Origin of the sequence: Archangium lipolyticum (assembly GCF_024623785.1) — a bacterium.
Classification (GTDB): Bacteria; Myxococcota; Myxococcia; order Myxococcales; family Myxococcaceae; genus Archangium; species Archangium lipolyticum.
This window is the reverse complement of sequence record NZ_JANKBZ010000042.1, coordinates 1-26,484: the sequence shown is the minus strand read 5'-3', so window position 1 is coordinate 26,484 and position 26,484 is coordinate 1. Positions and strand designations below refer to the sequence as shown.

At 69.9% G+C, this 26,484-nt stretch carries 25 protein-coding genes; 8 read left to right on the top strand and 17 right to left on the bottom strand.

Annotated elements, in window-relative coordinates:
- Positions 1-80: 80 nt before the first annotated feature.
- Both adh and NR810_RS46640 read left to right on the top strand, forming a co-directional pair.
- Entirely contained in the window at positions 81-1,610 is a 1,530-nt protein-coding gene (adh, locus tag NR810_RS46645) for an aldehyde dehydrogenase (protein WP_257462205.1), read from the top strand.
- A gap of 70 nt (positions 1,611-1,680) precedes the next feature.
- Positions 1,681-2,073: a DUF779 domain-containing protein gene (locus NR810_RS46640; RefSeq protein WP_257462204.1), complete on the top strand. Its 393-nt coding sequence runs from the start codon at positions 1,681-1,683 to the stop codon at positions 2,071-2,073.
- Positions 2,074-2,076: 3 nt separating this feature from the next.
- Here NR810_RS46640 and NR810_RS46635 read toward each other — a convergent pair whose 3' ends face one another.
- From NR810_RS46635 to NR810_RS46615, 5 genes are all read right to left on the bottom strand, one after another.
- The gene (locus NR810_RS46635; protein ID WP_257462203.1) at positions 2,077-3,501 is read right to left on the bottom strand and encodes a hypothetical protein; all 1,425 of its coding nucleotides are present in this window, start codon (positions 3,499-3,501) and stop codon (positions 2,077-2,079) included.
- Positions 3,502-3,622: 121 nt separating this feature from the next.
- Positions 3,623-4,882, bottom strand: coding sequence for a two-component system sensor histidine kinase NtrB (locus NR810_RS52435; RefSeq protein ID WP_306819085.1), 1,260 nt, complete (start codon positions 4,880-4,882; stop codon positions 3,623-3,625).
- The gene (locus NR810_RS46625) at positions 4,882-6,219 is read right to left on the bottom strand and encodes a hypothetical protein (RefSeq protein WP_257462201.1); all 1,338 of its coding nucleotides are present in this window, start codon (positions 6,217-6,219) and stop codon (positions 4,882-4,884) included. Before NR810_RS46625 ends, NR810_RS52435 begins: the two co-directional genes overlap by 1 nt.
- Complete coding sequence (locus tag NR810_RS46620) at positions 6,216-6,848, bottom strand: hypothetical protein (protein ID WP_257462200.1); 633 nt, start codon at positions 6,846-6,848, stop codon at positions 6,216-6,218. The genes NR810_RS46625 and NR810_RS46620 overlap by 4 nt, the downstream gene beginning before the upstream one ends.
- 13 nt (positions 6,849-6,861) lie before the next feature.
- Entirely contained in the window at positions 6,862-7,344 is a 483-nt protein-coding gene (locus NR810_RS46615) for a hypothetical protein (protein ID WP_257462198.1), read from the bottom strand.
- Positions 7,345-7,527: 183 nt separating this feature from the next.
- On the opposite strand from NR810_RS46615, the gene NR810_RS46610 reads away from it, so the two are divergent.
- Both NR810_RS46610 and NR810_RS46605 read left to right on the top strand, forming a co-directional pair.
- Positions 7,528-9,207 carry a glycosyltransferase family protein gene (locus NR810_RS46610; protein WP_257462197.1) on the top strand — a complete coding sequence of 560 codons (1,680 nt, stop codon included), beginning with the start codon at positions 7,528-7,530 and terminating at the stop codon, positions 9,205-9,207.
- A gap of 14 nt (positions 9,208-9,221) precedes the next feature.
- Positions 9,222-10,046 carry a glycosyltransferase family 2 protein gene (locus tag NR810_RS46605; protein ID WP_257462196.1) on the top strand — a complete coding sequence of 275 codons (825 nt, stop codon included), beginning with the start codon at positions 9,222-9,224 and terminating at the stop codon, positions 10,044-10,046.
- Positions 10,047-10,112: 66 nt separating this feature from the next.
- Here NR810_RS46605 and NR810_RS46600 read toward each other — a convergent pair whose 3' ends face one another.
- The 10 genes from NR810_RS46600 to NR810_RS46555 all read right to left on the bottom strand — a co-directional run bounded on the left by NR810_RS46600 (position 10,113) and on the right by NR810_RS46555 (position 17,249).
- Entirely contained in the window at positions 10,113-10,511 is a 399-nt protein-coding gene (locus tag NR810_RS46600) for a hypothetical protein (protein ID WP_257462194.1), read from the bottom strand.
- 185 nt (positions 10,512-10,696) lie between these two features.
- On the bottom strand, positions 10,697-10,933 hold the full coding sequence (locus tag NR810_RS46595) for a hypothetical protein (protein ID WP_257462192.1): 237 nt from the start codon (positions 10,931-10,933) through the stop codon (positions 10,697-10,699).
- Positions 10,934-11,108: 175 nt separating this feature from the next.
- The gene (locus tag NR810_RS46590; RefSeq protein ID WP_257462191.1) at positions 11,109-11,588 is read right to left on the bottom strand and encodes a GNAT family N-acetyltransferase; all 480 of its coding nucleotides are present in this window, start codon (positions 11,586-11,588) and stop codon (positions 11,109-11,111) included.
- Between the two features lie 301 nt (positions 11,589-11,889).
- The gene (locus tag NR810_RS46585) at positions 11,890-12,024 is read right to left on the bottom strand and encodes a cytochrome P450 (RefSeq protein ID WP_257462189.1); all 135 of its coding nucleotides are present in this window, start codon (positions 12,022-12,024) and stop codon (positions 11,890-11,892) included.
- A complete protein-coding gene (locus tag NR810_RS46580) occupies positions 12,021-12,521 on the bottom strand; it encodes a cupin domain-containing protein (RefSeq protein WP_257462188.1) in 501 nt (166 codons plus the stop codon). The genes NR810_RS46585 and NR810_RS46580 overlap by 4 nt, the downstream gene beginning before the upstream one ends.
- A 92-nt stretch (positions 12,522-12,613) precedes the next feature.
- Entirely contained in the window at positions 12,614-13,798 is a 1,185-nt protein-coding gene (locus NR810_RS46575) for a cytochrome P450 (protein ID WP_257462187.1), read from the bottom strand.
- A 114-nt stretch (positions 13,799-13,912) separates the two neighbouring features.
- On the bottom strand, positions 13,913-14,395 hold the full coding sequence (locus NR810_RS46570) for a hypothetical protein (RefSeq protein WP_257462186.1): 483 nt from the start codon (positions 14,393-14,395) through the stop codon (positions 13,913-13,915).
- Between the two features lie 242 nt (positions 14,396-14,637).
- Positions 14,638-14,847, bottom strand: coding sequence for a hypothetical protein (locus NR810_RS46565; RefSeq protein ID WP_257462185.1), 210 nt, complete (start codon positions 14,845-14,847; stop codon positions 14,638-14,640).
- A gap of 46 nt (positions 14,848-14,893) precedes the next feature.
- Positions 14,894-16,282, bottom strand: a complete 1,389-nt coding sequence (locus NR810_RS46560; RefSeq protein ID WP_257462184.1) for a C39 family peptidase — start codon at positions 16,280-16,282, stop codon at positions 14,894-14,896.
- A gap of 265 nt (positions 16,283-16,547) precedes the next feature.
- On the bottom strand, positions 16,548-17,249 hold the full coding sequence (locus tag NR810_RS46555) for a sigma-70 family RNA polymerase sigma factor (RefSeq protein WP_257462183.1): 702 nt from the start codon (positions 17,247-17,249) through the stop codon (positions 16,548-16,550).
- Between the two features lie 103 nt (positions 17,250-17,352).
- Here NR810_RS46555 and NR810_RS46550 point away from each other — a divergent pair, with 103 nt between their 5' ends.
- From NR810_RS46550 to NR810_RS46540, 3 genes are all read left to right on the top strand, one after another.
- Complete coding sequence (locus NR810_RS46550) at positions 17,353-20,145, top strand: serine/threonine-protein kinase (protein WP_257462181.1); 2,793 nt, start codon at positions 17,353-17,355, stop codon at positions 20,143-20,145.
- Positions 20,146-20,364: 219 nt separating this feature from the next.
- Positions 20,365-20,775 carry an ester cyclase gene (locus tag NR810_RS46545; RefSeq protein WP_257462180.1) on the top strand — a complete coding sequence of 137 codons (411 nt, stop codon included), beginning with the start codon at positions 20,365-20,367 and terminating at the stop codon, positions 20,773-20,775.
- Between the two features lie 32 nt (positions 20,776-20,807).
- Positions 20,808-21,347, top strand: coding sequence for a GNAT family N-acetyltransferase (locus tag NR810_RS46540; protein WP_257462179.1), 540 nt, complete (start codon positions 20,808-20,810; stop codon positions 21,345-21,347).
- 32 nt (positions 21,348-21,379) lie between these two features.
- Here NR810_RS46540 and NR810_RS46535 read toward each other — a convergent pair whose 3' ends face one another.
- Positions 21,380-22,213, bottom strand: a complete 834-nt coding sequence (locus tag NR810_RS46535) for a sigma-70 family RNA polymerase sigma factor (RefSeq protein ID WP_257462178.1) — start codon at positions 22,211-22,213, stop codon at positions 21,380-21,382.
- Positions 22,214-22,247: 34 nt separating this feature from the next.
- Positions 22,248-25,175, bottom strand: a complete 2,928-nt coding sequence (locus NR810_RS46530) for a serine/threonine-protein kinase (RefSeq protein WP_257462177.1) — start codon at positions 25,173-25,175, stop codon at positions 22,248-22,250.
- 182 nt (positions 25,176-25,357) lie between these two features.
- Here NR810_RS46530 and NR810_RS46525 point away from each other — a divergent pair, with 182 nt between their 5' ends.
- On the top strand, positions 25,358-26,305 hold the full coding sequence (locus tag NR810_RS46525) for a hypothetical protein (protein ID WP_257462176.1): 948 nt from the start codon (positions 25,358-25,360) through the stop codon (positions 26,303-26,305).
- Positions 26,306-26,484 lie beyond the last annotated feature (179 nt).

Here is a 26,484-nt window from a genome sequence, read left to right as displayed (position 1 = left end):
ATGACGCGGAGCGGCACCTGCCTATCCTCGGTGCCCTCTCCCCTGTCGTTGCCAGAACACCCACCACCGCCGAGGTCCGAATGTCGTCGACCGTCTACGAAGCTCCGGGTCAGAAGGGCAGCAAGGTGCAGTACCTCCCCCGTTACGGGAACTACATCGGCGGGGAGTTCGTGCCGCCCGTGAAGGGGCAGTACTTCGAGAACATCACCCCGGTGACGGGCAAGCCGTTCTGTGAGGTGCCTCGCTCCACCGCCGAGGACGTCGAGAAGGCGCTCGATGCCGCGCACAAGGCCAAGGCCGCCTGGGGCCGCACCTCGCCCACCGCGCGCGCGGACATCCTCAACAAGATCGCCGACCGGATGCAGGCCAACCTGGAGATGCTCGCCGTCTCCGAGACGTGGGACAACGGCAAGCCCATCCGCGAGACGCTCGCCGCGGACCTGCCGCTGGCCATCGACCACTTCCGCTACTTCGCCGGCTGCCTGCGCGCCCAGGAGGGAAGCCTCTCGGAGCTCGACGAGCACACCGTCGCGTACCACTTCCACGAGCCGCTGGGCGTGGTGGCGCAGATCATTCCCTGGAACTTCCCGCTGCTGATGGCGGCGTGGAAGCTGGCCCCTGCCCTGGCCGCCGGCAACTGCGTGGTGCTCAAGCCCGCCGAGCAGACGCCCGTCACCATCCTCAAGTTCGCGGAGCTGGTGGGCGACCTGCTTCCCCCCGGCGTGCTGAACATCGTCAACGGCTTCGGCATCGAGGCCGGCAAGCCGCTGGCCAGCAACAAGCGCATCGCCAAGGTGGCCTTCACCGGTGAGACGACCACGGGCCGCCTCATCATGCAGTACGCCTCGGAGAACCTCATCCCCGTGACGCTGGAGCTGGGCGGCAAGTCGCCCAACATCTTCTTCGCGGACGTGTTCTCGCAGAACGACGAGTTCGCGCAGAAGGCGCTCGAGGGCTTCGCCATGTTCGCCCTCAACCAGGGCGAGGTGTGCACCTGCCCCTCGCGCGCCCTCGTGCAGGAGCGCTTCTACGAGGAGTTCATGCAGAAGGCCATCGAGCGCACCAGGCGGATCGTCCAGGGCAACCCGCTCGACACGGCGACGATGATCGGCGCGCAGGCGTCGAACGACCAGCTGGAGAAGATCCTCTCGTACATCGACATCGGCAAGCAGGAGGGCGCGAAGGTGCTCACCGGTGGCCGGAGGGCGAGCCTGTCCGGGGCGCTGGCGGAGGGCTACTACGTGGAGCCCACCATCTTCGAGGGCCACAACAAGATGCGCATCTTCCAGGAGGAGATCTTCGGACCGGTGGTGTCGGTGACGAAGTTCAAGGACGCGGAGGACGCGCTGGCGATGGCGAACGAGACGCTCTACGGCCTGGGGGCGGGCGTGTGGTCGCGAGACACGCACACGGCGTACCGCATGGGCCGAGGCATCCAGGCGGGCCGCGTGTGGGTGAACTGCTACCACCTGTACCCGGCGCACGCGGCGTTCGGCGGCTACAAGCAGTCGGGCATCGGCCGCGAGACGCACAAGATGATGCTGTCGCACTACCAGCAGACGAAGAACATGCTGGTGAGCTACGACCCGAAGCCGATGGGCTTCTTCTAGACCATCTCAGGATGAACCCGTGGCAAGCCCCCTCTCCCCCTGGGAGAGGGGTGGGGTGAGGGTCTTACCGATGACCGTGGATCGCGTCTCCGTCACACCCGCCGCCGAGGCCCTGCTGCGCAAGATGCAGGGCATTCACGGCCCGCTGCTCTTCCACCAGTCGGGAGGGTGCTGCGACGGCAGCGCGCCGATGTGCTTCCCGAGGGGCGAGTTCCGGGTGGGCCAGGAGGACGTGTTCCTCGGCACCATCGTGGACACGCCCTTCTACATCAGCGGTCCGCAGTTCGAATACTGGCAGCACACGCACCTGACGATCGACGTGGTGAAGGGGCGCGGGAGCGGCTTCTCGGTGGAGGCGCCCGAGGGCGTGCGCTTCCTCATCCGCTCGCGCGTCTTCACCGATGACGAGCACTACACGCTCCAGAAGGCGGGCCCGCCTCCTCGCGGGCCCCAACACGGCTGAGCCTCAGAGCTTGTAGAGGCCGAGTCCCACCCAGGGCAGCGGCAGGGGCGTGCCCCCGTGCTTCTGGGTCGGCGGCAGGTACACCCAGAGCGCCGCGACGTCGAGGCGCACGCGCAGCCGGTCCAGGGCCAACGGCCCGCGAGGCGAGTCGGCGCCCAGCAGCCAGCGCACACCCGTGGTGCCGAACGAGTCGCTGAAAGGCTTGCGCGGGAAGAACTCCGCCGCGAGCTCGCTGTGGGGCCCGAGCACGTACTGCGCTCCCACGAAGGCCTGCACCTGGGTGGGAATGCGGGGAAGCGTGGCAACCGAACCGCCGCCGTTTGCCCCGGAGTCCTCGCCCCCCGCGCCCGCGACGCCCACCGTGATGGCGGCCTTCTGCGGGATGAGGTGGTGGTTGTCGAGCACGTAGGCGCCCGCGGTGAGCTGGAAATCGCCGAAGTGCTTCGCCGCCACGACGCTGAAGAGGTTGAACTGGAGGTTGGCTCCAGCGGCCCCCGCTGCCCCGGCCCCGGCCACGCCATTGCCCAGGAGCACGATGCCCGCGCCCCCCACCGCTCCCGCGAAGACGTTGAGGAAGTCATAGGAGGCGGCCACGCCCGGCAGGTAGCGCGACTCGTCGAGCAGCTTCACCTTGAGGCCCAGGTCGAAGGCGCCGAGCACTCCGACGCCCGCCGCGCCCGCGCCGCCCACCGCGTGGATGAGGTAGAGGGGCACGCCCGTGGCCAACGGGATGGGCAGACCGCCGCCCCACACGTCGAACTGCACGCGCCGCCCCAGCCCCACGCCCGCGCGGAAGAGCAGGAGCTGGTCGTTGCTCACCACCACCTCGCCGGGCTCCAGCGTGAGCGCCGTGGGCGTGAGGAGCATCCGCTCGTCCGCCGCGCGGCGGGTGACGAAGTCCTCGCGCCGGAAGTCCATCTCCCGGCCGAGCGCCTCGCCCGCCTCGCGGCCCGCGCGAGGCGCCAGCGAGGACGGCTCACCCGCCGACTCCCACCGCACCAGGCCCAGCCGCCGCGTCCCCTCGGGCGACAGCAGCGTGCCCTCGAGAGCCAGACGCCCGCTCGACTTCGCCAGCCCGGTGAGCCCGAACGCCGTCCGCGCCTGCACGGCGACGCGCTCGGACGTCGAGGAGGCAGCGGTCTCGGGCGAGACGGCCTCCACGACGCGCAGCTCCAGCTTCAAGGGCTCGCCCGTCGCGTCCGCGGGCCGGCCCGCCCGGGCCTCCAGCGCGCGCTGGAAGGACTCGTGCAGCTGCTGCCTCGTGGCCTCGGGCACCTCACCCGTCACCTCGACGGCCACGCCACGCGCCTCCTCGTAGCCGCCGAGCGCGTCCACCTTCACCTGCCGCACACTGCCCAGCACGCAGCCGGTGAGCGGCAGGGCGAGGCCTACGGCGAGCCACCGCCAATCCATCTTCCGTGTCTTCAACTGGAGCCCCCTCCCGCGAGCCGCGGGGAAAGGGCGCCATCCTGTTCCGGCCACGCGCGGGGAGTCACCTCCCCCCACCGGCCCTCGCCCAGGCACTACACCGCGGGTGCGTCCCGCCCGGCTACCGCACCGCTGGCAGTCGCACCTCGAAGGTGCTGCCCTGACGCTGCTCGGGGACCAGTGCCACCGAGCCTCCGTGCCGCTCCACCAGCCGGCGGCACAGCGCCAGACCCAGCCCCGTCCCGTTCGCCTTCCCCGTGACGAAGAGGTCGAAGAGCCGCTCGCGCACCTCCGGCGGCACTCCCGGCCCGTCATCCTCCACGCGCACCCGCACCGCGCTCCCGTCCGCCTCCGCCGCCAGCCGCACCTCGCCCTCCACCTGCGCCTGCGCCGCGTTCTGCAGCAGGTTGGCGAACACCTGTCTCAGCCTCCCCGCATCCCCCTCCACCGGCGGCAGCTCCGCGAAGCTCCGGCGCACCTTCACGGCCGGGAACGCCGCCTCCGTGGCCCTCGCCGCCTCCTCCAAGACCTCCGACAACACCACCCGCTGCGCCGCCAGCGGCCGGTCCGCGCTCAGGTCCAGCAGGTCCTCCGTCAGCCGGCGCAGCCGCTCCACCTCGCCCAGCACGTCCTCCAGCGCCTCCTTGTCCCGCTCCGACAGCTTCGCCCCGCTGCGCTCGCGCATCAGCTCCACCGTGCCGCGGATGACGCCCAGCGGGTTGCGGATTTCATGCGCCGCCATCGCCGCCATCTTCGCCAGCACCTCGCCGCGCACCGCCTTCGCCGCCGCCTCGTGCCGCGCCCGCTCGTCCCGCAGCCACCTCGCCGCCACCAGCGCCAGCGCCAGCGCGCCCACCGCCGAGAGCGCCACGCCGCCCCACAGCGCATGCCGCAGCGTCTCGCGTGCGCTCGAGAAGGCCCGCCCCGCCTCCAGCACCAGCACCGACTCCACCTGCCCTCCGGCCCCGCGCACCGGGAAGTAGCCCACCGTCACCTGGAGGTCTCCCAGCGCGTAGCCCGGCCCCACCCGCGTCTGTCCCGCGAGCGCCGTCTCCACGCCCTCCGGGTCCGTGCGCAGCAGGTCCACCCGCCGCCGCGCCGGCCCCGTCGCGTCCGCGGGCACCGCCAGCTTCCGGTCCACCACGTACACGCCATCCAGCGCGTTGGCGTGCATCAGCGCCTCCAACCGCTCGGACGTGGGCGGCGCGTCTCCCAGCAGCAGCGCCGCGGACTCACCCGCGCCCCGCAGCCGCGCGTCCAGCGACTGCTCCAGCGCCGTGCTGCCCGCGCGGTGGAGCGCCAGGGTCGCCGCGAGCGCCCCCACCAGCCCGAGCGTCGCGAGCCCCAGCGGCCCCAGCGCACGCGAGCCGAGCCCCGGCATCAGTACAGCCCCCGGGACCACACCAGCCCCAGCCCGCCGACGAGCCGGCCATAGGAGAGCTCGGCCACGTTGGAGGACGCTCCGCGCCAGCCCACCGAGGCCTGGAGGCTCCAGTGCGCCGCCACGTCCCACTCCACCAGCGCCCCCGCGTCGAAGTAGCCGTCCTCGCGGCGGATGCCTAGCGGGTTGTCGAAGTTCTGGTAGCCGCGCAGGGTGTAGCCCACCTCGGCCAGGAAGCGCAGCCCGGGACGCGGGCGCAGGCGCAGCTCCACGCGCGGGCCGTGCTCGAGGAAACCGAGCGCCAGCTCATAGGTGCGCAGCCAGGCGCCATACCAGCCCGCCGAGAGGGTGAGTGGCTCGACGGGGCTCCACTCCGCGTCCAGCCGCGCCGTGCTCCGCCACCCGGCATAGTCGGCGTACACGGCGTCCTGGAAGTCCTCACGGCGCACGGCCCACGAGCCGTCCAGCACCACCGGCCCCACCGGCGCGCGCGCGGCCACCTGCAGCCGGTGTGTGAGCAGATAGGGCGTGCCCCCGAGCGCCAGGAAGTCGAAGCCATACTCCGCGGTCAGTTGCAGCGCGGAGCCCAGGTGCGCCCAGCCCAGCGAGCCTCCCGCGCCTCCCAGGTCGAAGCCGCGCAGCCGCAGGTGGCCCCGGTAGCTTCCGGAGACGCGTGCGTACGGGCCCCGCTGTCCCCAGGGGCGCAGGCGCAACTCCGCGAGCCCCGCGCCCACTCCGTCCGCGCTCCCGCCCTGCCGCCGCGTCCCATCCGGCGCGAGGTCCACGTTGGAGTCGTACTCGCTCCCCAGCCGCACCGAGAGCGCCACCCTCCCCTCGCGCGCGGCCAGCAGGCGCAGCGCCTCGGCCCGCCTCGCGAGCCCCGCGTCCGACGAGGCCGCCGCCGCATCGAAGAAGCTCCCCGCCTCGCTCGCGTGGCCCTCGCGCAGCGCGAGCACCCCGAGGAAGAAGGAGGCCGTGTCCACCAGCTCCGGCGCGGTGAGCGCCTCCTGGAAGGCAGCAGCCGCCGCCCCGTCCTCCCCTTGCTCGAAGAGGGAGAGGCCGGAGAGCAGCGACGCCGCCGCCTCGTCCTCCCGAGCCGGGGACGTCTGGCGGCAGAGGGACTCGAAGGCCGCCAGTGCACGGGCGTTGCTCGGGTCCCTGCGCAGCACCTCGCGCCAGGCGACGAGCGCCGTGTCCCTGTCTCCCGCGGCCAGCTCGGCCTCGGCCACCTCCATATATGTCGCGGCGGCGGCCGGGTCCGGAGAGGCCTCGGACACCACCGGGCCGCAGAGGCCGGGCTCGGCGAGCAACGCGGCCACGAGCAGGCCCGGGCTCACGGGCTCCTCCAGCCGACGATGGGCGTGGGCACCTCGGACAGCGCGCCCAACCCGGCGCGGGCCTCGGTGAGCCGGTGGCGGTCCGCGCGCCGCTCGGCCAACCGCGACGCCTCCTCCAGGTAGCGCGCGGCGAGCACCGGACGCCGGGCCGTGCGGGCCTCGGCGGCGCGCGAGTGATACCAGTCGATGGAGGCCGGCGTGGGCGCCGAGCGGAAGAGCGCGGAGATGTCCGAGCGCAGCTTGCGCACCTGCTCGCCGATGCGAGGCCCGGAGGCATCTCCCACCGCGTCCAGCAGCGTGTCGGCGCACAGGTACAGCTTCGCCTCGTAGCAGGCGAGCGCGTGGTAGTAGTCGAGCAGCGCGTCGCGCGCGTCCGGGGCGCTCCTGCGCGCGGCGGCGAAGGACTCGAGCGCCTCGTCGGCGCGGCCGAGCTTCACCAGCGACGCGGCGATGTACCAGTCCGCCTCGCCGCCGGTGCCCAGACGCTGGGCCACCTTGAACTCGACGAGGGCGTTGGCGAAGCGGCCCTCGCGGAAGTGGCGGGCACCCTGGAGCAGGTGGGGCGTCGCATCCGGCGGAGCGGCGGCCGTGAGCGCGAGCACGGCGAGGCACAGCACGAGGTGCTTCACGCGAGGCCTTCTATCACGGACCGCGAATGGGTTCCGACCGCGGCGGCCGCCCGTTGCCCGGGCTGTCGGGTTTGGAGTCCTTGTCCTTGCGCACCTTCTCGGCACGGGAGCGGCCCGCGGCCTCCTGCGCCTCGGAGCCCACGCCGGCCGCGCCCAACGCGGCGGAGCGGGCGGCCTTGACGCTGGCGCCGGGAGGGGTGCGCTCGGACATGCGCGCGGCGTGCTTCGAGGCCTCGCGGCGGGCCTTCTCGGCGGCCTCACCGCCGGTACGGGCGGCCGGGTTCCGGCGAGCACCATCCGTGGCGGTCTCCCGGGCGGACTCGGCCACCGGGGAGGCGGCATCTGGCAACTGGGGGAGCTGCTCCGGGAGCGAGGCCTGCACCTCGAGCGCCTCGAGGATGGCGGCGCGGGTCGGCTCACGGCGAGGCGGGTCCTCGGCGCTGGCGCCCATGGCCCACATCGAGATGGCGAGAAGCAGGAGCCCGCGCATGCGCATGAAGAGTAGCATTCTCCGTGCCCGGTGCCGGTTCCTCGTGAGCCGGGAGTGTCGGGTGCCCGCACCTGCCCCATTCGGGACACCCGGGTGTACCGGCCGGTACACCCGAGCTCCGCTGGTGGGCACCCAGGCAACCAGACAAATGGGGACGGAAAGCACCGGGCGGGTACACTGCGCCGCGCCATGCAGTCCCCCCCGCCCTCCGTCGCGACCGTCCCCGCGCCCCTCCCAGAAACCTCGGAGCGCCGCGCGCGGCTCCAGATCTCGCTGGCCTGCCTGGGAATGGCGATCGCGGCCGTGCTGCCCTTCTTCGGCTTCGACGGCTGGCCGAACAACCACGAGGGCCTGTCCATCTTCGAGCGCGCCGAGGGCTTCCGCCGGGCCTACGCGGCCGGTGACTTCTTCCCGCTGTGGACGCCGTTCTGCCACAACGGCCACGGCTCGCCCTGGCCCTTCTTCTACCACCGGCTCTTCAACACGCTGTCCGGGGGCCTGGCCTGGCTGGTGGGCTCGGCCTACCGGGGCGTGCAACTGGCGCTGGTGCTCGTCCTCTTCGTGGGCGCCTCGGGGATGGCCGCCGCCGCCCGCGCGCTCGGGGCCTCCGCGCGCGTCCAGGTGCTCGCGGCCTTCCTGGTCTGCTTCTCCCAGTACGCCTTCTTCGACTGGCTCATCCGCAGCGCCACCGCCGAGCTCTCCGCCATGATGCTCTACCCCTGGCTGCTGTGGGCATGCATGCGCCTGCACTCCGAGGGCCGGGGTGGATGGGTGGTGGGGCTCGTGCTCGCGGCGCTGTTCTACGCGCACACGGTGATGTTCCTGTATGCGTTCCTCACGCTGGCGGTCGCCCTGGGCCTCATGCTGGCGAAGCAGGGCTGGCGCCCCACGCTCATCGCCACGGGACAGGCGGCGCTGGTGGTGCTCGTGCTGTGCGCCCCCTACGCCCTGCTGATCCTGCGCCTGGAGAAGTTCTTCAACACGGACGCACTCGGCATCTACACGCCCGAGAAGGAGTTCGCGCCGCTCTCGCGGTACCTCTGGGACAACGAGTTCCACTGGGGCCGGCAGTGGAAGGGCATCACGCCGGAGATCGGCCGCGCGCTGCTGGCGGGACTCGCCGTGTTGGGCGGTGTGGCGCTCGCCTCGCGTGATGGCCTCCGGAGCCGGGGCACCGGGTTGACCTTCCTGCTGCTCTCCGCGGCCATCTACGCGGTGCTGCAGGTGCCCCTCTCGCTGCCCTTCTATCAAGTGGTGCCCTTCGCCAGGCTGCTCCAGTTCCCCTGGCGGCTGGTGGGCTACCTCACCCCGCTCCTCGTGCTCGTGTTGTGCGTACTGGTGGAGGACGCCTTCCAACGGGGCGGCTGGAAACGGAAGCTGGCGCTGGGCGTGGTGGGGCTGGCGATCTTCACGGACGTGAGGCTCGGGTGGAAGGCGACGCACCCACGCTATGAGAGCACTCCCCGGATGGAGCTGGAGGGCCACCTCGCCATGCTCGACCGTCCGTGGTCCGCCCTCGAATACTTCCCCCGGTCCATGGTCGCGACCGGCATGCCGCCACCGGCCGCCTTCCTCTCCCACGAGAACTGTGACGGGCTGAAGGTGAAGCCGGTCCGGGCCTTCCACGAGCCCGTCCACTTCGGCCGCATCAGCCTCTCGGTCTCCTCGCCCGGGGGGTGTACCGTGCACTTCAACCAGTTCACGACCCCCTTCCTCGCGGTCGAGGCGAGCGGCCCCGCGCGGTTCGTCACCACGAGGGCCGGTACGCTGGACATCCAACTGCCCGCCGGAGAGCACCAGGTGGAGCTGCGCCGCCGGGGCTTCCTCGAGCTGCTCGCGCGGGAGTTCCTGCCCCGGAAGGGAACCTGATACGGAAGGACGCCATGAGACTTGGCGGCTATGTCATCCACGGGAACAACCGGGACACGCTCGGGGCGTGCCTGGAGGGGCTGCTCGCCGTCTGTGATGAGGTGGTGGCGCTGGACTCGATGTCCACGGATGGCTCGGTGGAGCTCGCGCGGAGCATGGGAGCGCGCTCGGTGTCGCGGCCCTGGCAGGGTTACGGAGCCGCGCGAGCCGCCGCCATGGAAGCGCTGGGCCCGTGCGACTACGTCTTCTATCTCGACTCGGACGAGCGCCTGGAGCCCGAGGCCCTGAAGACCCTCGAGGCCTGGCGGAAGTCCGAGCCGAAGGAGCCCGTCTATCTTCTACCGCGCCGCGACTGGGCCGAGCTGGACGGGCACCGCTTCCGCTACCGCACCGAGTGGCGTGCGCGGCTGGTGCGCCGGGACGTCGCCGTGTGGCGCCCGGAGATGATCGTCCACGAGGCACTGCCACGGATGCGCGCCATCCGGGTGCACGCGCCCATCGAGCACCGCTTCGCCACGTCGCTGGCCGGACGCGCGGAGAAGGAGGAGCGCTATGCGCTGTTGTGGGCGGTGCGCGCCTACGCCGAGGGCAAGCGGCTCAAACCCGCGGCGCTCCAGCGCCCGGCGCACCTGGTACGCGACTGCATCCTGCACGGAGCGCTCTGGCGAGGCGGGCTCGATGCAGTGCGGCTGGCCTGGGCCGTGGCCAACTACCACGCCGCGAAATACCGCCACCTTCGAGCACTGCGCCAGGGACGATTTCCCGAGTTGGTGCAAGCCTTTGGCGAGCGCCGGTATGGCGAGGTGTTCGCATTGGTGAGGGATGGACGACTCGTGTGATGCTCCCTCTCCCTCTGGGAGAGGGCTGGGGTGAGGGTATTGAGAACCCATCCGCGCTCAATCCGGCTACTCGAGCCTGTCGCGCACACTCTGGATGAGTGCATCCACCTCTGGGTCGGAACCCGATCTCCTGCGCTGTGCTTCCAGGAGCAGCGCGAGTGCGTGGCCGAGCCGGTGCGCGACCCCCTCCATATCCCCGCGCTGCTGGAGGAGGTCCGCCTCCGCGCGCACCAGCTTCGCCAGCGCCTTGATCTTCTCCGGGTGCCCGAGCAGCTCCGCCACCGAGCCCGCGTCGATGGTGATGAGCATCCGGTACTCCATGCCGAACAGCGACAGGCTCGTCTGCTGGATGAGGTCGAGCGCCTCCTCCGTCTTCTGGCCCCGGCCCGCCTTCAGGATCGCCGCGAGCGCCGCCACCAGACGCTCGATCATGCGCTCGATGTAATCCTCGCGGATTCCAGCCATGGGGCACCGTTCCTCGGACGCAGAGGCCCTCCACGGAGGGAAGGCTCGTCAAAGTAAGGGGCGTTCCTTCGTTGGCAAGCCGGGCCAGGTGGGAATCCCGGAGAGCGAATACCCTCACCCCGGCCCTCTCCCAGAGGGAGAGGGTGCTCGAAACCCGAGTCCACGCGAGGGTGTTTGTCACGGGCTCAGCTGTTGTCGCTCAGCGGAGGCGCGTCACGCCGCTCGCTCACGCTCGAGTCATCCGCTCCGTAGCCGCCAACACCCTTCTCCTGGATGCGATCCACGCCCGCCTCGTCGTCCGTCACGTCCCGACGCTCCGAGCCCTCGGCCTGGTGCCGGCTCTCGCGCTCCAGGTCCTTCGCGTCCTTGTCCAACCGGGGGTTCAACGTGCCCTTGTCCGCGTTGCCCTTGTTGTGTGCCATGGCTCTCTCCCATCGCAGAGGGACCCCACGCGCTATCGCGCGAGTCCCGGTGTGAGGCAAAGGTCCGAAGCATCCCCGCCCCCGACAAGAGCCCGGCCCAAGCCCCGCCGCCTGCCCTCCTCCCATCCGGGAACTTCATGTCCACCGCGCGGGAATGCCCGTGCGAAGCGGAGATTCATTCCCCCGAAGGCGTCCACTCCATCGACGTGGGATTGGGTTTGAAGCCCATCTGTTCATAGAGGGGCCGTCCGTCCGCCGTGGCGTGCAGCAACAGCCGCCCCACGCCCAGCTCGCGCGCGAAGCGCGTCAGCTCCGCGAACAGCGCCCGCGCGATGCCCCGCCCGCGCCACTCCGGCTCGGTGTACATGTTGAGGATGTACGCCTCCAGGCTCGCCAGGGTGTCCGGCATGGGCGGCCTTCCGAAGGGCAGCAGGCCACTGCACGCCACCACCCGGCCCTCCGCCACGCCCACCCAGGCATGGAAGCTCCCCTCGGGCACGGACCGCGCGAAGTAACGCCGCGTGGCCTCCACCAGCGACTCCTCGTCCTTCAGCTTCTCCACCCCACGCGTGCTGCGCAGCAGCGCCAGACGCAGGCGGATGAGCTCGTCCACATCCTCCACGCTTGCCTTGCGGATGCTCCACCCTGCATGCATGCGACTCGTGCCTCCCGGCCCCTCGGGCTCTCGAAGTGCTCCCATACCTCGGAGCCGGGTGGCTCGGCCATGGACGGCGCCTCGGAATGCATCCCGCTTGCCGGGTGCCTCCAGCTTCACACTCCACGCGCCTCGAGGCGACGGTGGAGATCGACGAGGACACTCTCGGGGACATCGATGCGGTAGGGACGAGGAGGCATGGGCGGGCTCTGGAGAGCTCGCGGATCCTCGAGACGAGCGCCTCCAGCGCGAACCGCGCCTCCATCCGGGCCAGCTGCGCGCCCAGGCAGAAGTGCATGCCCTACCCGAAGGTGCGGTGCTGGGTGCCCGTCTCGCGGCCGGGGAGGAACTGCTCCGGCTGCTCGAACACCCGCTCGTCGAGGTTGCCGGCCGCGATCGGCGCGAGCCTGAGGAACGCCGAGGCGCCGCAACTCATTCGCCGTCCCAGTAGTCCACGCTCTTCCCGGCGTGGCCTATGTGGACAAAGCGCTGCTCCGGGTCGAACGCGCAGAATTTGCCGGAGTCCGGATAGTGGCAGACCTCGGGGACGCGGGCGGTGCTGACGGCCAGCACCTTCAGCTCGGCCGTGCCCGTGTTGACGATCTGGTGCGCCGTCTCGGGTCCACCCGCCGGGCAGGCGACCACGTCGCCCGCGCTGATCGGGTGGGTCTGGGCGCCGATGCGCACCTCGCCACGGCCCTCGATCACGAAGAACATCTCTTCATTCACCGCGTGACAGTGGAAGGGGTAGGCGCGCTTGCCGGGAGCGATCACGGTCACGTTGTACCCCAGCTGCCGCGCGCCGAGCTCACGACCGATGGGCGCGGTGCGTCCTCCATAGCGCTCGGCGGGCATCTTCGAGCCCTGTTGACGCGACAGGTCTTCCAGGTCGCTGTAGGTCGCCTCGTCGATGTTCAGGATCGGTCGGGTCATGGTGTCTCCTGTATCTGACCAACGTGCCGTGAGCCTACCGTAGGTTGGAAGCCACCAGCCAACCGCCGCCACCGTTGGCCCGGATACCCTGTTCAGGCTGGAATGAGCTCCACCGGCAGCACCCGGGGCCCGTGCAGGCCGTAGTTGGGGATCCACTCGATCTCCGGCGAGCGGAGCTTCAGCTCGCGGATCCTCGAGACGAGCGCCTCCAGCGCGAACCGCGCCTCCATCCGGGCCAGCTGCGCGCCCAGGCAGAAGTGCATGCCCTGCCCGAAGGTGAGGTGCTGGGTGCCCTTCTCGCGGCCGGGGAGGAACTGCTCCGGCTGCTCGAACACCCGCTCGTCGAGGTTGCCGGCCGCGATGAGGGCCAGCACCAGGCTCCCCGCCGGCACCTTCGTGCCGGACAGCTCCACGTCCGACGCCGCCATGCGGAAGTTGAGCTGGATGGGGGGCTCGTAGCGCAGCACCTCCTCGATGAAGCGCGGGATGTGCGCCTTGTCCGCTCGCGCCTGCTCGAACTGCTCCGGGAGGCGGGCGAGATGGATGACCGAGTTGCCGATGAGATGCGTCGTCGACTCCATTCCCGCGGTGATCAGCAGGAAGAGGAAGGACATGAGCTCGTCGTCGGAGAGCCTGCTCCCCTCCACCTCCGCGCGGACGAGGTCGCTCACCATGTCCTCACCCGGCTTGCGTCGACGCTCGGCGATGACGGCCCCCATGTCGTGCTTCATCTCCCTCACGGCGGAGCGGATGCCCTCGTACTGCTCGGGAGTGGCGGAGGCGATGAGGTTGATGGAGGACACCCACCGCTTGAACTCCGGGAAGGTGCTCGGATCCAGGCCGAGCAGGTGGCCGATGATGTTGCGGGGCAGGAGGAAGCAGAAGGTGTCCACGAGCTCCACTTCGCGCTGGCGGACCACGGACTCGGCGAGGGCCTCGGCCTCCCGGCGGACCACGGACTCCAGCCGGGCCAGCCCCGCGGGGCCGAAGGCTCGGCTCACCAACGCGCGCAACTGGGTGTGGCGGGGAGGATCCCTCGACAGCATCGAGTGGGCCAGCGGGTTGTGGCCAAGCCAGGACGGCTCGGCGGCCGCCGCGATGGCCTCGGCGGAGAAGCGCTGCGCGTCCTTCTGGACCACGAGGATGTCCTCGTAGCGGGACGCGGCATAAGCGCCAAAAGGCTCGACGCGGCAGAGCCCGGGCTCGTTCCGCATCTTCGCGTACAGGGCGTTGAGCTCGGACCTCGTGGTGGGGGCGGACAGATCATATGTCTGCAAATCATCCTCCGTGGAGAGGAACGATGTTAGACCATCAGTCCAACAGCCACCATGTACGCCGAGGTCAGTCCCATTGCGTGCCTGTCGCCGCCAGGCTCGCCATCCAACGCTCGCTCAGAAGTCGAGGGTCGCGGTCTCCGCGCGTGAACAATCCGTGACCTTCACCTTGACCGTCTTGACCACGCCCTGCTCGGGCGTGGTACCCGGGGGCGGCACATTGCCAGGCACAACCCGGCCCACCTGGCTCCCCTGCCCCGCGCATACGCTCTGCGCGAGCGCGGGAGCCGGCGCGATCCACACCTTCACCTCGAGATCCTCCGGGGCGCAGCCCAGGGTGTCCAAGGCGGTCTGGAACTTCACGGGCGCGGAGGAGGGCTCACAGAGGTAGCCCAACTGGTAGCCATCGTGCTCACCCGGGAGCTCAATCTCCTTGGACTCGTAGCGGATGCCCACCTCCACGGGAAAGCCCTGGCTCCAGTCCGCCAGGAATTGCTCGGAGAGGGTCACCTCCGCCGGTGCGATGAAGGCAGCATCGCATGCGGAGAGACATGACAGGGCTGTCAGGGCAAGCAGTGGACGAAACGGTGTCTTCGGCATGGATGATTCTCCCGACGGAGCAGGCCCCCGGCGGAATTGCCGGGGCACGGCCGCGCTCTGCACTTCATGTGCCGGGATGTGCTCACTCCTGGAGAAGCACCACGAGCCACTCCCATACGACACGCGTGTCATGTGAGGAGGCGGGGAAGAGGCGCGGGGACGGTGGGGTATGGCACGCTGATTGGACGGGAGCGCAAAGGCAGAGGCAGGGCAATCGCATCTCGCCGCGCGCCCCCGTTTTCTCATACTCGCATCTCGTGCGCCTCGGGTTCATCCATGTCGATGGGCCCCTGCGTGGGACCGAGCAGCATGGCGCAGTCGTCGCACAACCAGAACCGCACAATCATCCCGTTGTCACCGTTGGAGATGTACGACGAGCCGCTCACGGCTCCTCCCTCGGGCTTCTTGCAAGACAGACACACCCGCTGCTGGAACTTCTGGGAAGGGGACATCGTTGACCTCATGTGAGAAAGAGAAGGAAACCGGGTGCGCCGGGGCTCAGCTGATGGCCATCTGGTAGCCACCGTTGGGGTTCGAGCGGAGGAAATGCTCCATCTGCTTCGGGGTGATGGTCTTCACGTTCGCGTCGGCCGGGTCACGGACGATGAAGTTGCCCTTGGAGTCGATGCCGGCCACGGTGACGTAGTGGCCCGAGGTGCGGCCCTCGTTCTGGTGCGGCGGCATGGCGTGGTAGTCGCCGTTGGCCACCACCATCTTGCCGGCCTTGAGCTGCTCGGCCATCCACTGGACGTTGGGGCCAGGGCCCTTGGTGACGCACTTCTTGTCCATCGCCTTGGCCATTCGGGCGATGCCGTTCACGTCCGTGCCGTTGGAGCCGGTGCCGCCCGCCTTGCCCAGGTGCATGATGAGCTGCGCGTCCGTCATGTTCTTGCCGTAGCCGAAGGCCCGGGCAATCTGCGCCATGGACGTGGGGCCGCAGTTCGCCCCGCCGTTCGAGTAGTTGCCGTCCTTCCCCTTCGGGCTGTACTGGCTGATGTGCGGCACCTTGCTCGCGTCCACCGGCCCCTTGTCCGTGATGGGCGTGGCCGGCCCCGTCGGGTCGATGTCCACCGGACCCGGTTTGTTGGATGGCTTGAAGCCATCATCGTTGGGGCCGAGCGCGGCCGGCAGCTTGAGGGTGTCCCCGGAGATGATGAGGTTCGGGTTGGTGATCTTCGGGTTCAGGCGGGTGATTTGATTGATGATGTCCCAGTGGGAGCCCTCCATGCCCTTGCCCTTGAGCTGGGAGGCGATGTCCCAGAGGGTGTCACCGCTCTTGATGCGGTAGTCGGACCCGGCGCGAGGGCTGGAGGGGCTGCCCTCCGGCTTGGAGGAGTCACCACCCGGCGCGGAGCTGTCGGGCACGGAGCCGGTGCTCGCCGGCGTCTTGCCTCCGGGGAACAGCCGCTGGATGTGACCTTCGATGAGCCCCTGGTACTTGCGGCCAAGCGAGTCGTTCATGTTGCCGGCGCCGCGGTGCCACTCGCGCGCGGCGGCCATGCCGCTGCCGTGCTTCCGGGTCAGATCGCCAATCGTCTTCGCGAGGAACTCCACCTGCTTCTCCGGTGGAATCGTCTTCGCGCTGGCGCCGCGGCCCACCTTCATCCCCGACCACTTCTCGAACGAGGGCAGCAGGCCGTTGTCGTCCAGGCCGATGAGCCCGTGGCCCGTGCCGTCGCGGTGCACGCCGTGGTTCTTGAACGACGACTCCTGCGCGATGATGCCGGCGAGCACCTTCGGATCCGCGCCGTACTTCTTCGCGTACTGGTTGATATGGGGCCAGAGCTGCTGGAGGTCGAGTTGCGCGTCCCGGCCCTGCGGGAGCCTTGTGCTGTGCGAGTTCTGGGTACGGACGGTCGAGCGACCATCGACGCGGGGGCCAGTCATTGTCGGACTCCTGATGAGGTGTTTTCGAGGCGTATTGTCGGCGGCCGGAATTTCGGGTTGCTTTATTCCTCTCAATGACAATCAACCGCCCCGGCCCACCCGGTCAAAGGCAATACAAAGCCATACACTCACGTCCGGGAGGAGCCGGAGGACGTGAGCGCTCGGTGTACGAGGCCATGGGGGCCTCGACTCCAGGACACACGCCGGGCCCGGGTGGCGCATTTCGGCCGGATTGATTCCCGGGCCACGCGCCAACCCCTTGGAATCAGGGGGACGTCGGGTCACGCAGGGCGGTACGGATGCTCAGGTCGAGCTGGCTCTGGAGCTCGAGCAGGAGGCTGCCGAGCGCGGGCGTGTCCACGCCGATGCGGGCCGCGAGGCGCACGCGGACCTCCTCGCGCAGCGTCTCCCGGGACTGAGCGAGCCAGCGCTTCACCGTGGAGCGGTCCACGCGGTAGGCGCGAGCAATCTGGGCCGTCCCCACGCCATCCACCAGGTGCAACCGCAACAGGGTCCGGCTCCGGGGCTCCAGGGCCGTCAGCGCCTCCTGGAACGCCTCGGTGAAGTCCTGGCGGTAGCGCTCCTTGATGTAGCGCCGGTCCGCCTCGTCGAGGGGAGCGGCGGCCTCCTCGAGCCGGGCGTCGTCCAGGTCGAACGACAGCTTCCGCTCACGCATCAGGTTCAGGGCGGTGCGCAGGGCGGCCACGCGGAGCCAGGCCAGCAACGAGCCCTGTCCCGAGTAGTCGGCGATGCGGGGAGGACGATCTCCACTGGGGAGGAAGAGCCTCACGCGCAGGAGTTGGAGGGCCTCGTCCACCGTGGCCACATTCATTCCCCGCTGCTGTAGGGCCATGCGGAGCTGGGGGACGAAGCGCGTCTCGAACTCCGCGAGTGCCTCCGCCTCACCCCGCGCGCACGCGCTCGCGAAGGCCCGCTCTTCCTGGTGATCCGAGTCGCTCATCGTCATGGCCGCCCACGTCGACTATCATCTTCCTGGCATGGACTGCTTCGACACGCGACAACTCTTCGCCTTCGCGCAGGGCGAGTTGGGCGCCGAAGCAGCAGTGTCAGTGGAAAAGCATCTTGATGACTGCACCGTCTGTCGAGCGCTCCTGGCGGAGGCCGCGCGCGCGAGCAGCGGCCCAGAGACCCAGCCCTCCGTCCCCGGACAGCCGGCGGGTGGACCGGTGCAGCCCTGGCTCGCGCGGGGTGCCCTGCTCGGGCGCTACGTGGTGCTCGAACGAATCGGCGCTGGGGGCATGGGCGTCGTCCATGCCGCGTACGATCCCGAGCTGGACAGAAGGGTCGCGCTCAAGCTCATCCGCATCGACTCGACGAGCCCTGCGCGGCGGGAGCAGGCACAGGCCTGGCTGCTCAGGGAGGCCCAGGCCACCGCCCGTGTCGTCCATCCCAACGTCATCACGATTCACGACGTGGGGCGGTTCGGCGAGCACGTGTTCCTGGCCATGGAGCTGGTGGACGGCACCACCCTGCGCGCGTACATGGCGTCCCGGAAGGAGCGGCGGGACTGGCGCGAGGTGCTGGGGCTGTTCCTCCAGGCGGGACGGGGGCTCGCGGCGGCACATGCGCAGGGGCTCGTCCACCGCGACTTCAAGCCCGACAACGTCCTGGTCGGCCGGGACGGGCGCGTCCGCATCACCGACTTCGGCCTCGCGCGCATCGCCGAGGACCTGGGTGGCCCCCGCGAGTCCGTGCCCTCGCCGGCCCTGGTGAACCTTCACGGAGCAACCCTCACGCACTCGAACATGGTGCTGGGCACGCCGGCGTACATGGCCCCCGAGCAGAAGCGAGGGGAGCGATCCGATGCCCGGGGCGACCAGTACAGCTACTGCGTCGCGCTCCACGAGGCCTTGTACGGGAAGCGTCCCTTCACCCCGGGTGCGGAGACCGCCGGGGTGCCGGCCTGGGTACACCGGGCCATCCTCCAGGGGCTCTCGGAATCACCAGAGGCGCGCCACGCCTCCATGGACGAGCTTCTCCAGCGGCTCACCGACGCGCCGGGTGCGAAGTGGCGCCGGGTGGGCGTGGCGGCCACCGCGGGCCTGGTGCTCGTCGCGGGGGGAGCGGCGCTGCATCGGTCTGCGTCGGGGGACCCCTGCGGAGGCAGTGAGCAGGCGCTCGTCGGCGTCTGGGACGCGGCCCGGAAGAGCGCGGTCCAGGCCACCTTCGCGGCGAGCCCCCTTCCCTTCGCGGCGAGTGCGTGGCGCGAGGTGGAGCGCACACTGGACGCCTACGCGCGCGACTGGGTGGCGGCGAGCCACGAGGCGTGTGTCGCCACACATGTGAAGGGCCACCAGCCGGAGCGGCTCCTCGACCGGCGCGTCATCTGCCTGGACCAACGGCTCGAGGATCTGTCGGCCGTGGTCGACACGCTGACGGCGGCGGATGCCCAGGTCATCCAGAACGCGGTGCGCGCCGCCCATGGCCTGGAGAGCCTGGCGCCCTGCGCGGACATCCCGACGCTTGCCTCACCGGAGCCACCCCCCTCGGATGATGAAACGCGACGCCGGATGGAGGAGCTTCGCGCGCGGCGCGCCGCGGTGCGGGCGAAGCTGAACGCCGGCCAGGTGAAGCCCGCGTTGGAGCTCGCCACGGTGGTGGCCCGGGAGGCTCACGACGTGGGCCATGGCCCGCTGGAGGCCGAGGTCCTCGCCCTCCTCGCGGAGACCCAGGCACAGGCGCGGCAGCTCCGGGAGGCCATCCGGACGTGGCACCGGACCATCCAGGTCGCGGAGTCGAGCCGGCACGATCGGCAGGCCGCGGAAGCGTGGGCCGCGCTGGTCCGCCTGCACAGCTTCGAGGACGCGGGTCTGGACCCGGACGAGGAGATTCCACGTCACGCGGCGGCGGCCCTGAAGCGTCTGGGTGGAGATGCCCGCATCGAGGCCACCCTGTCCCGGAATCTCGTCAGCCTCCACCGGGCCCGAGGCAGGCTGACCCAGGCGCTGGAGGAGAGTCAGCGCGCGCTCGCGCTGGCCCGGAAGACCTACAGCGCGGAGGAGCCGGAGCTCGCCACCGCCCTGCTCGGCCAGGGACAGATTCTCGGGCTCCTGGGACGTCACGAGGAGGGACTGCCCTTCCTCCTGGAAGCGGAGTCCATCTACCGGAAGACGTACGGCCCGGAGCACCCCAACCTGGCGGTCGTCCTGGATACGCTCGCCGTTCACGAGGTGCAGGCGGGCAACGCCGCTCGCGCGCTGGAGTACGTGGGCCAGGCCCATGCCATCTACCAGCGGGTCCATGGCGACGAGCACCTGCTGACGGCGGGCACGCTCCACAACCAGGGCGGCATCCTGCTCGAGCTGGACCGCGCGGAGGAGGCACTCCGGACGTTCGAGCGCGCGGCCAGGATTCGAGAGAAGCAACAAGGGCCCGCTGACCCGAAGTTCGCGGCCTCCCTGTCCGGCATGGGGCGGGCGCTCGCGAAGCTGGGACGCTACCAGGAGGCGGCCGAGCACCATCAACGCGCGGTGGACATCCGGGAGAAGGCCCTGGGGCCGGAGAGCCTCCAGGTGGCCATCGATCTGCTGGGACTGGGCAGAGACTTCGTGGAGATGAACGCGCCGCGAAAGGCGCGCGCGCCACTCGAGCGCGCCATGGCCATCTTCGCGCGTGCACCGGCTGGGACGGAGGATGAAAACCTGGCGAGTGCGCGGTTCGCGCTGGCTCAGGCGCTGGCGAGCGAGCCGCGAGACCTGGAGAAGGCGCGCCAGCTCGCGAGCGCCGCCCTCGAGGACTACCGCCGGCTCCCCCGGACGCACGCCCCGGCCCTCGAGCGGCTCGAGCGGTGGCTGGCCGAGCATGGCGGCCCTTCTCGTGGCCCGATCACATCGGAGCGGTGACCCGGAAACAACGAGACTTCAGCGGACGCGCATCCGCGTCGAGAGTGTTTGACACCTTCTCGGCTGGTCTATTCGAGGACCGCCAGTGGATGGCGCCAAAAGACAATCTCAACCTGAAAAGAATCAACCATGTTTTGCAGACGCACATGGCGGGAGCCGTTGTCTTTATCGTGGCACCCGTTATCATTCCGCACCCCGATTACCCCGAAAGGATCTACCATGGACGCCGCGAAGGCCCGTCAGTTCTACGAGGATTGCCTGAACACTCTCTACATCCAGCGCAACCTGGGGCGACTGGGAGACTTCTTCGCCGCGAACATCATCTCCCATCCCACCTTTCCGGGGCAGGTCCCCGGCATCCAGGGCTTCGAGCTGATAACCCGCGCCTTCCTGGACACCTTCTCCGACATCAGCCTCCGCATCGAGTCCTTCTCCCAGGAGGGAGATACCTTCTCGTGCCACCTGGTCATGAAGGCCACGCACGTCGGCAACTTCATGGGCATCCCGGCCACCGGCCGTAAGGTGGAGGTCGTGGACAACCTGCGCTACCGGCTCGAGAACGGAAGGATCGTCGAGTACTGGAGCAACGTGGACACCCAGGCATTGCAGCACCAGTTGAGCGCGGCCTGACAAGCCGCTTCCAGCGCACAGGAGTGGAGCCCGTGTCCACCATCGTCCGTCCCGACATCGACACCGAGCGTCTCACCATGCGCTGCCCGCGGCTCGATGACTTCGAGGAAGCCCTCTCGATGTGGGGAGACCCGAACGTCACCCGATACATCGGCGGCAAGCCATCCACCCGAGAGGAGATGTGGGCCCGCCTGCTGCGTTACGTGGGCCACTGGGACCTGATGGGATTCGGGTTCTGGGTGGTGCGCGAGAAGAGCACGGGCCGGTTCGTCGGCGAGGTGGGCCTCGCGGACTTCCGACGGGAGATCGAGCCCTCACTGGGTGGCGCCAAGGAGGCGGGCTGGGCGCTGTCTCCGTGGGCCCACGGGAAGGGTTTCGCCACGGAGGCGGTGCGCGCGGCGCTGGGGTGGGCGGAGGGCCGGTTCGGTCCGGAGCGCGTCGTGTGCATCATCGATCCGGAGAATGCGGCGTCCCTCCAGGTCGCGCACAAGTGCGGGTTCCGCGAGTTCGCACGCGGCTCGTACAAGGGCGCGACGACGCTGATGCTCGAGCGGCTCCCCGGGGCCAGGTGAGCCCGCACGCGGTGTTTGACACCGCGGCCAGGCTACCGGTCCCCGGCCCGGAAGATGCTGCTCAGCGCGAGGCCGAGCTGGCTCCGGACGATGCCGAGGATGCTCTCGACCTCTCCCTTCTGGATACGAAGCCTCTGCGTGAGCAGCTTGTGTGTCCCTCGCAGCAGTTCCCCCCGGCCGTGTGCCACCCAGCGCGCCACGGTGGCACGGTGGACGCCGTAGACGGTGGCGATCCGCTCCGTGCTCAGTCCATCCAGGAAGTAGAGCCGCAGCACATTGCGCTCGTCGGCCCCGAGTCCCGAGATTGCGTCCTTCAGCGCCTGAAGGACCTCTCCCCGGTAGTGAGACTTGAGAAAGTCGAGCTCGGGATCCGACGTGGTGGGCTCGCGGAGCTCGTCCACCGGTGTCCCCACCGCCAACAAATCCTTCTTCCGCTGCTCGAGGAAGTTGAGCGCGGCGCGAATCGCCGCCACGCGCACCCAGCCCCCGAGCGGCCCCCGCCCTGAATACTCAGCGATCCTCGGCGGAGCTCCGGGCTGACTGACGAAGAGCTTCTCCCAGAACGCCTGCTTCAATTCCTCGCGCTCGGCCGGTGGCACGCTCCGCCCGCGCAGCGCGGCCTCCACCGTGGCCCCATAGCTGGCCTGGAACGCGGCGATCGCACCCGGAACACCTTCCTTGCAGGCGCAGGCCAGGTACAGATCCGCGCCATGCAATGCCGGGAGAGCGCGCTCCGGGTCGCGCCCCGAGGGGAGATGACGCGTGACGTGCCGCGCGAACGGCAAGGCCCCGAGCGGCAGCGACGGCCACGCCTCGCGGCCCTCATGGAAGAGCCGCTCGAGCTCCTTCTCCATCGCATCGCGCATCGGGCCCCTCTCTCCGAGCAGGAAGATAGCACCCTCAATGCGGGGCGGGATGTCCGGCCAGCCACTTCTCCACCTCGGCGGCGTCCTTGGCCAACGCGCTGCCGCCCCCGCGTGCCAGCTCGAGCGCGCCCTCCATCACGGTGCGCGCCCGCGCCCGCTCGTGTCCCATGGCCCAGAGGGTGTCCGCCAGCGTCATCCGGATCATCCCCCGCACGCTCCGCCCCGTGGCGTACGACTCCGAGATGGGGCGCGACTCGGCGACGGCCAGCGCCCGCTCCAGGAAGGGGAGAGCCTGGGCCGAGGCTCCGAGCCGGTGATGGGCCTGCCCCACCATGTGATACGTCTGCGCCAGGTCCGGATGGTTCGGTCCGAGGAGCTTCTCCTCGAGCACCACCGCGCGCTGCGCATACGCGAGCTGCTCCTTGGAGTGGCCAAGCATCCCGTGACTGATGGCCAGGTTCTTCAGGATGAAGGCCATGTCGGGGTGAGCCTCGCCGGGCACCTGCTCCTGGATCGCGAGCGCCCGCTCGAGGATCGGAATGGCGTCACCTGGCTCGCTGTGGACATTCGAGAGGTTGATCAGCGATTTCACCAGGGCGGGGTGATTGGGGCCGAAGGCACGCTCCTCGATGGCCAGGGCGCGCTGCATGTAGGGGATCCCCTCGGCGGGCCTGTCCGAGAGCGCCAGGACGAACGTGATCGAATGAAGCGAGGAGGAGCACTCGGGGTGCTCGGGGCCCAGCAGCCGTTCATTGATGGAGAGAGAGCGCCGCGCGGCCGCGAGGGCCTCCTCGAAGCGGTCCTGTGTCGCCAGCGCGAAGGCGAGCCGGCTGAGCGTCCTCGCCACCTGGGGGTGCTCGGCGCCCAGGACGCGCTCCTGGAGCGCGAGCGCCTCCTGGAGGAGCGCGGCGGCCTCGCTCGCGCGGCCCTCGTCCCGGAAGATGGCCCCCTGGACGAACAGCCGCTCCGCCGCGAGCGCTGGCACCTGTCCGAGAGGCTCCAGCATCGCCTGGCCGAGCTCCGCCCAGAGGTGCCCCTGCTCGTGCCGGCGCAGCATCAGGCCTTCGACCTGGGCGAGCTGGATGGAAGCCTGTGCGGCGCTCAACCTGTGCCCGCTCGCCTCGGCGAACATCAGCGCCCGGTGGAGTGCCTTCTCCGCCAGGGCTCCCTCCTTCGAATGGATGTGGCTCTGGGCGAGCGTCAAGTACGCCTCGGCCTCGAGCGGCTTGTAGGACAAGGTCTTCGACGCCTCGATGACCTCTCGCGCGAGCGCCCGGCCCGGCTCGTACCGGCCCGCGGCGAGCAGCGCCCCCACCTCGACGAGCTGCGCGCGGACGGACTGGATCCGCTCGCGGGTGGCCGCGTCCTGGGGCAGGCGCAGCGGCGCCGTGAGGGCCTCCTTCGAGGCGCACTCCTCGAGCGAGGGGAGCTGTCCCGCCGCTTGCACGGCCTTCTCCACGACGCTCGCGTCCGCGGCGCTCAGCACCAGGGACAGTGCGCGCAACGCCTCGCCACGCTGTGCCAGGCACGCCATGCGCAGATCCAGCAGCTCTCCGGATTGCTCGCCACGCACGTGGGTGGCCTCGCACGCATCGGTGCGTATCCGCACCCAGGCGTTCGCGTAGCGATCCATGAGGAGCTCCGTTCCCGACCAGGCGGCCTGGGCATGGAGCGATCCGGTCGCGAGGAAGGCGGCGCGCACCTGGTCCTTCCGGGTCTCGTCCCAGATGCCGGCGAGCCGCTCCCGGGCTCCCGCGCACACGTCCCGGGCCCGCTCGCGCCAGGAGAGGAACCCCAGGCCCGCCGCGAGCAGTGCCACCGCTCCGAGGGGCACGCCCCACCTGAGGAGCCGCTTGCGTTGCGAGGCCGCCTTGCGCTCGAGCGCATCGAGCAGCTCGGTCATGGACGCGAACCGCTCCTCCGGCGCGGAGGCCAGACCGCGAGCGAGGATCGGCCACCACGCGGGAGGGATGCGATTGCCACGTGGCAACTGCCGTCCCTTGAGCGGGCCCGGCTCGTCAGCGAGCTCGGCCACCGTGAAGGGGCGCTCGCCTTGAAGCGCTTCGTAGAAGGCGACACAGAAAGCGAACTGGTCGCTGCGCGCGTCCGCCGGAGCACCCCGCCACAGCTCCGGCGCCATGTACGGCGGTGTACCAAGCCGCGTCCCTGTCTGGGTTCTCGTCTCCGCGCCGGCGGGCAGCGCTCGCGGCAATGCATCTCCTTCAGCCAGCCGCTGTTCCCCTGGGTAGACGAGCCGCGCCAGACCGAAGTCCGTCACCCGCGCCCGGCCATCCCTGCCCACCAGCACGTTGTCCGGCTTGAAGTCGCGGTGCACCAGCCCAGCACGATGAGCGGCCGCGAGCCCACGGCCCGCGTCGAGGAACATCGCCAGGATGGCGTCCGCCGTGCGCGGCTGCGCGCGCAGCCACTGCCCGAGCGTCCCCCCCTCCAGGAACTCCATGGCCAGGAAGACCTGCCCGTCGAAGCGGCCGCCATCGAACACCGGTATCACGTGAGGATGGGAGAGCCGGGCCAGCGCCTGCGCCTCCCGGAGCAGCCGTGAGGCCGCCTCTTCCCGCGAGTCGCTGGGAAGCGCCTCATCGTGCACCAGCTTCAGCGCGACGCGCCGGTCGAGCTCGGGATCATACGCCGCATAGATGACGCCCATGCCGCCAGCACCGACCAGGTGCAGCACCGTGTAGCGGCCAACCCGGTCGCCCGCCGTGAGCCGAGGCTTCGTCTGCCCCGGTTCCGTGACGGAGAGGTCCCGTGGAGTCCCCACCTCGGGCACGCTCACGTCATGCCCCAGCGCGGCCAGGAGCTGCCGGCAGTCATCGCACGTGTCGAGGTGGCGTGCGGCGGCCTCGCGCTCCTCGGAGGACAGGAGCCCGCGGCTCAGCCCATCCAGGGTGTTCTCACCAAGGCACCGGCCCGTTGCTCCATCCGAGGGACCGTCGTCCATCCTGATTCTCTAGATGAATCCCTCCGGTAAGTAAAGGTAGGGACACGAGCGCAAAGGTAGGATCGCGAGCGGCCCTGCGTTTTCTTTGCGACATCCGGCGGCGACGACTGTCACCTCCGCGAGGCACTCACCCCGCGTGAGGACTCGTTCTTCCCCATTCGCAATTCTCGAGAAAGACAAACATGAGCATCGATCGACAGAATCACTTCCAGACGTGGCGCGGCATGAGCCTGGCCGTGTTGGGCGCCGCATTGAGCCTGGCTGGCTGCGGCCCGGAGCTGTCGGAGCAGGCGCAGGCCACCGCGAGCCGGAAGGATGGCGCCAGCCTGGCCACGTGTCCCTACAACTCGATCCAATCACGCGTGCACACCGACGTCTCGGTGCCCTGGGCGCAGAACATCTCCATCACCCAGGGTCTGAGCTTCGTCGTGGGCTCGTTCCAGAATGGCAGCGGCCAGCTCACCACCTGCTGTACCTCCATCACCGTGACCGGCCCCAACGGCTACGTGAGCTATCCCTCCAACCTGGATGTCATCACCCCGTCGGCCGTGGGTACCTACTACGTGGTCTCCACGTGCGGAGGCATCTCCGAGACGGCCACCGTCACCGTCACCCCGAACCTGGGCACGATCATCCTGCTCAACAACGGAAGCATGGAGACGCAGAGCTCCGCCCAGTTCGGCCTCATCAACGGCTGGGGCCCGAGCGGCGCCTGGGCGTGGCACTCCCAGTTCCCGCGCAACGGCAACGCGAGCCTGGGCACCCGCTTCGGCTACTACTCGGCCGGAACCCAGGAGACGGTGGGCCAGCTGCTCGGCACGGTGCGCTTCCAGGCCAACAAGCGCTACACCTTCCGCAGCTATGCCCAGGGCGGTGGTGACAACATCGGCGTGCTGCCCTATCAGATCGGCTACGCCGCGATCGACAACGACATCAACTCCTTCGTGCCGCTGGCGACGGCTCCCATCGCGGTGGGCGCGGACTGGGTGCTCACCAGTGGCGTGAGCTACACCACCCCGGCCTCCGGGGGTCCCCTGGGCAAGCAGGTCATCATCCGCTTCGGCAAGGGCAGCGACGGCGGCTCGAGTGACATCTGGTTCGACAACCTCGAGCTGCGCACCATGCCCTGACCGTTCCCAATGCCCTCGGGCGAGCACGGCCACGACGGTCCCGTGCTCGCTTCCGCTAGTGGAGTGTCCACGAAGTTCGTGGACATAGTCGTGTTGCGCATGCTCCCTCTCCCTCTGGGAGAGGGCGGGGGGTGAGGGTCGTCACCCGCGTGTTCCTCGCCCCGGCTTGCATCACGGCA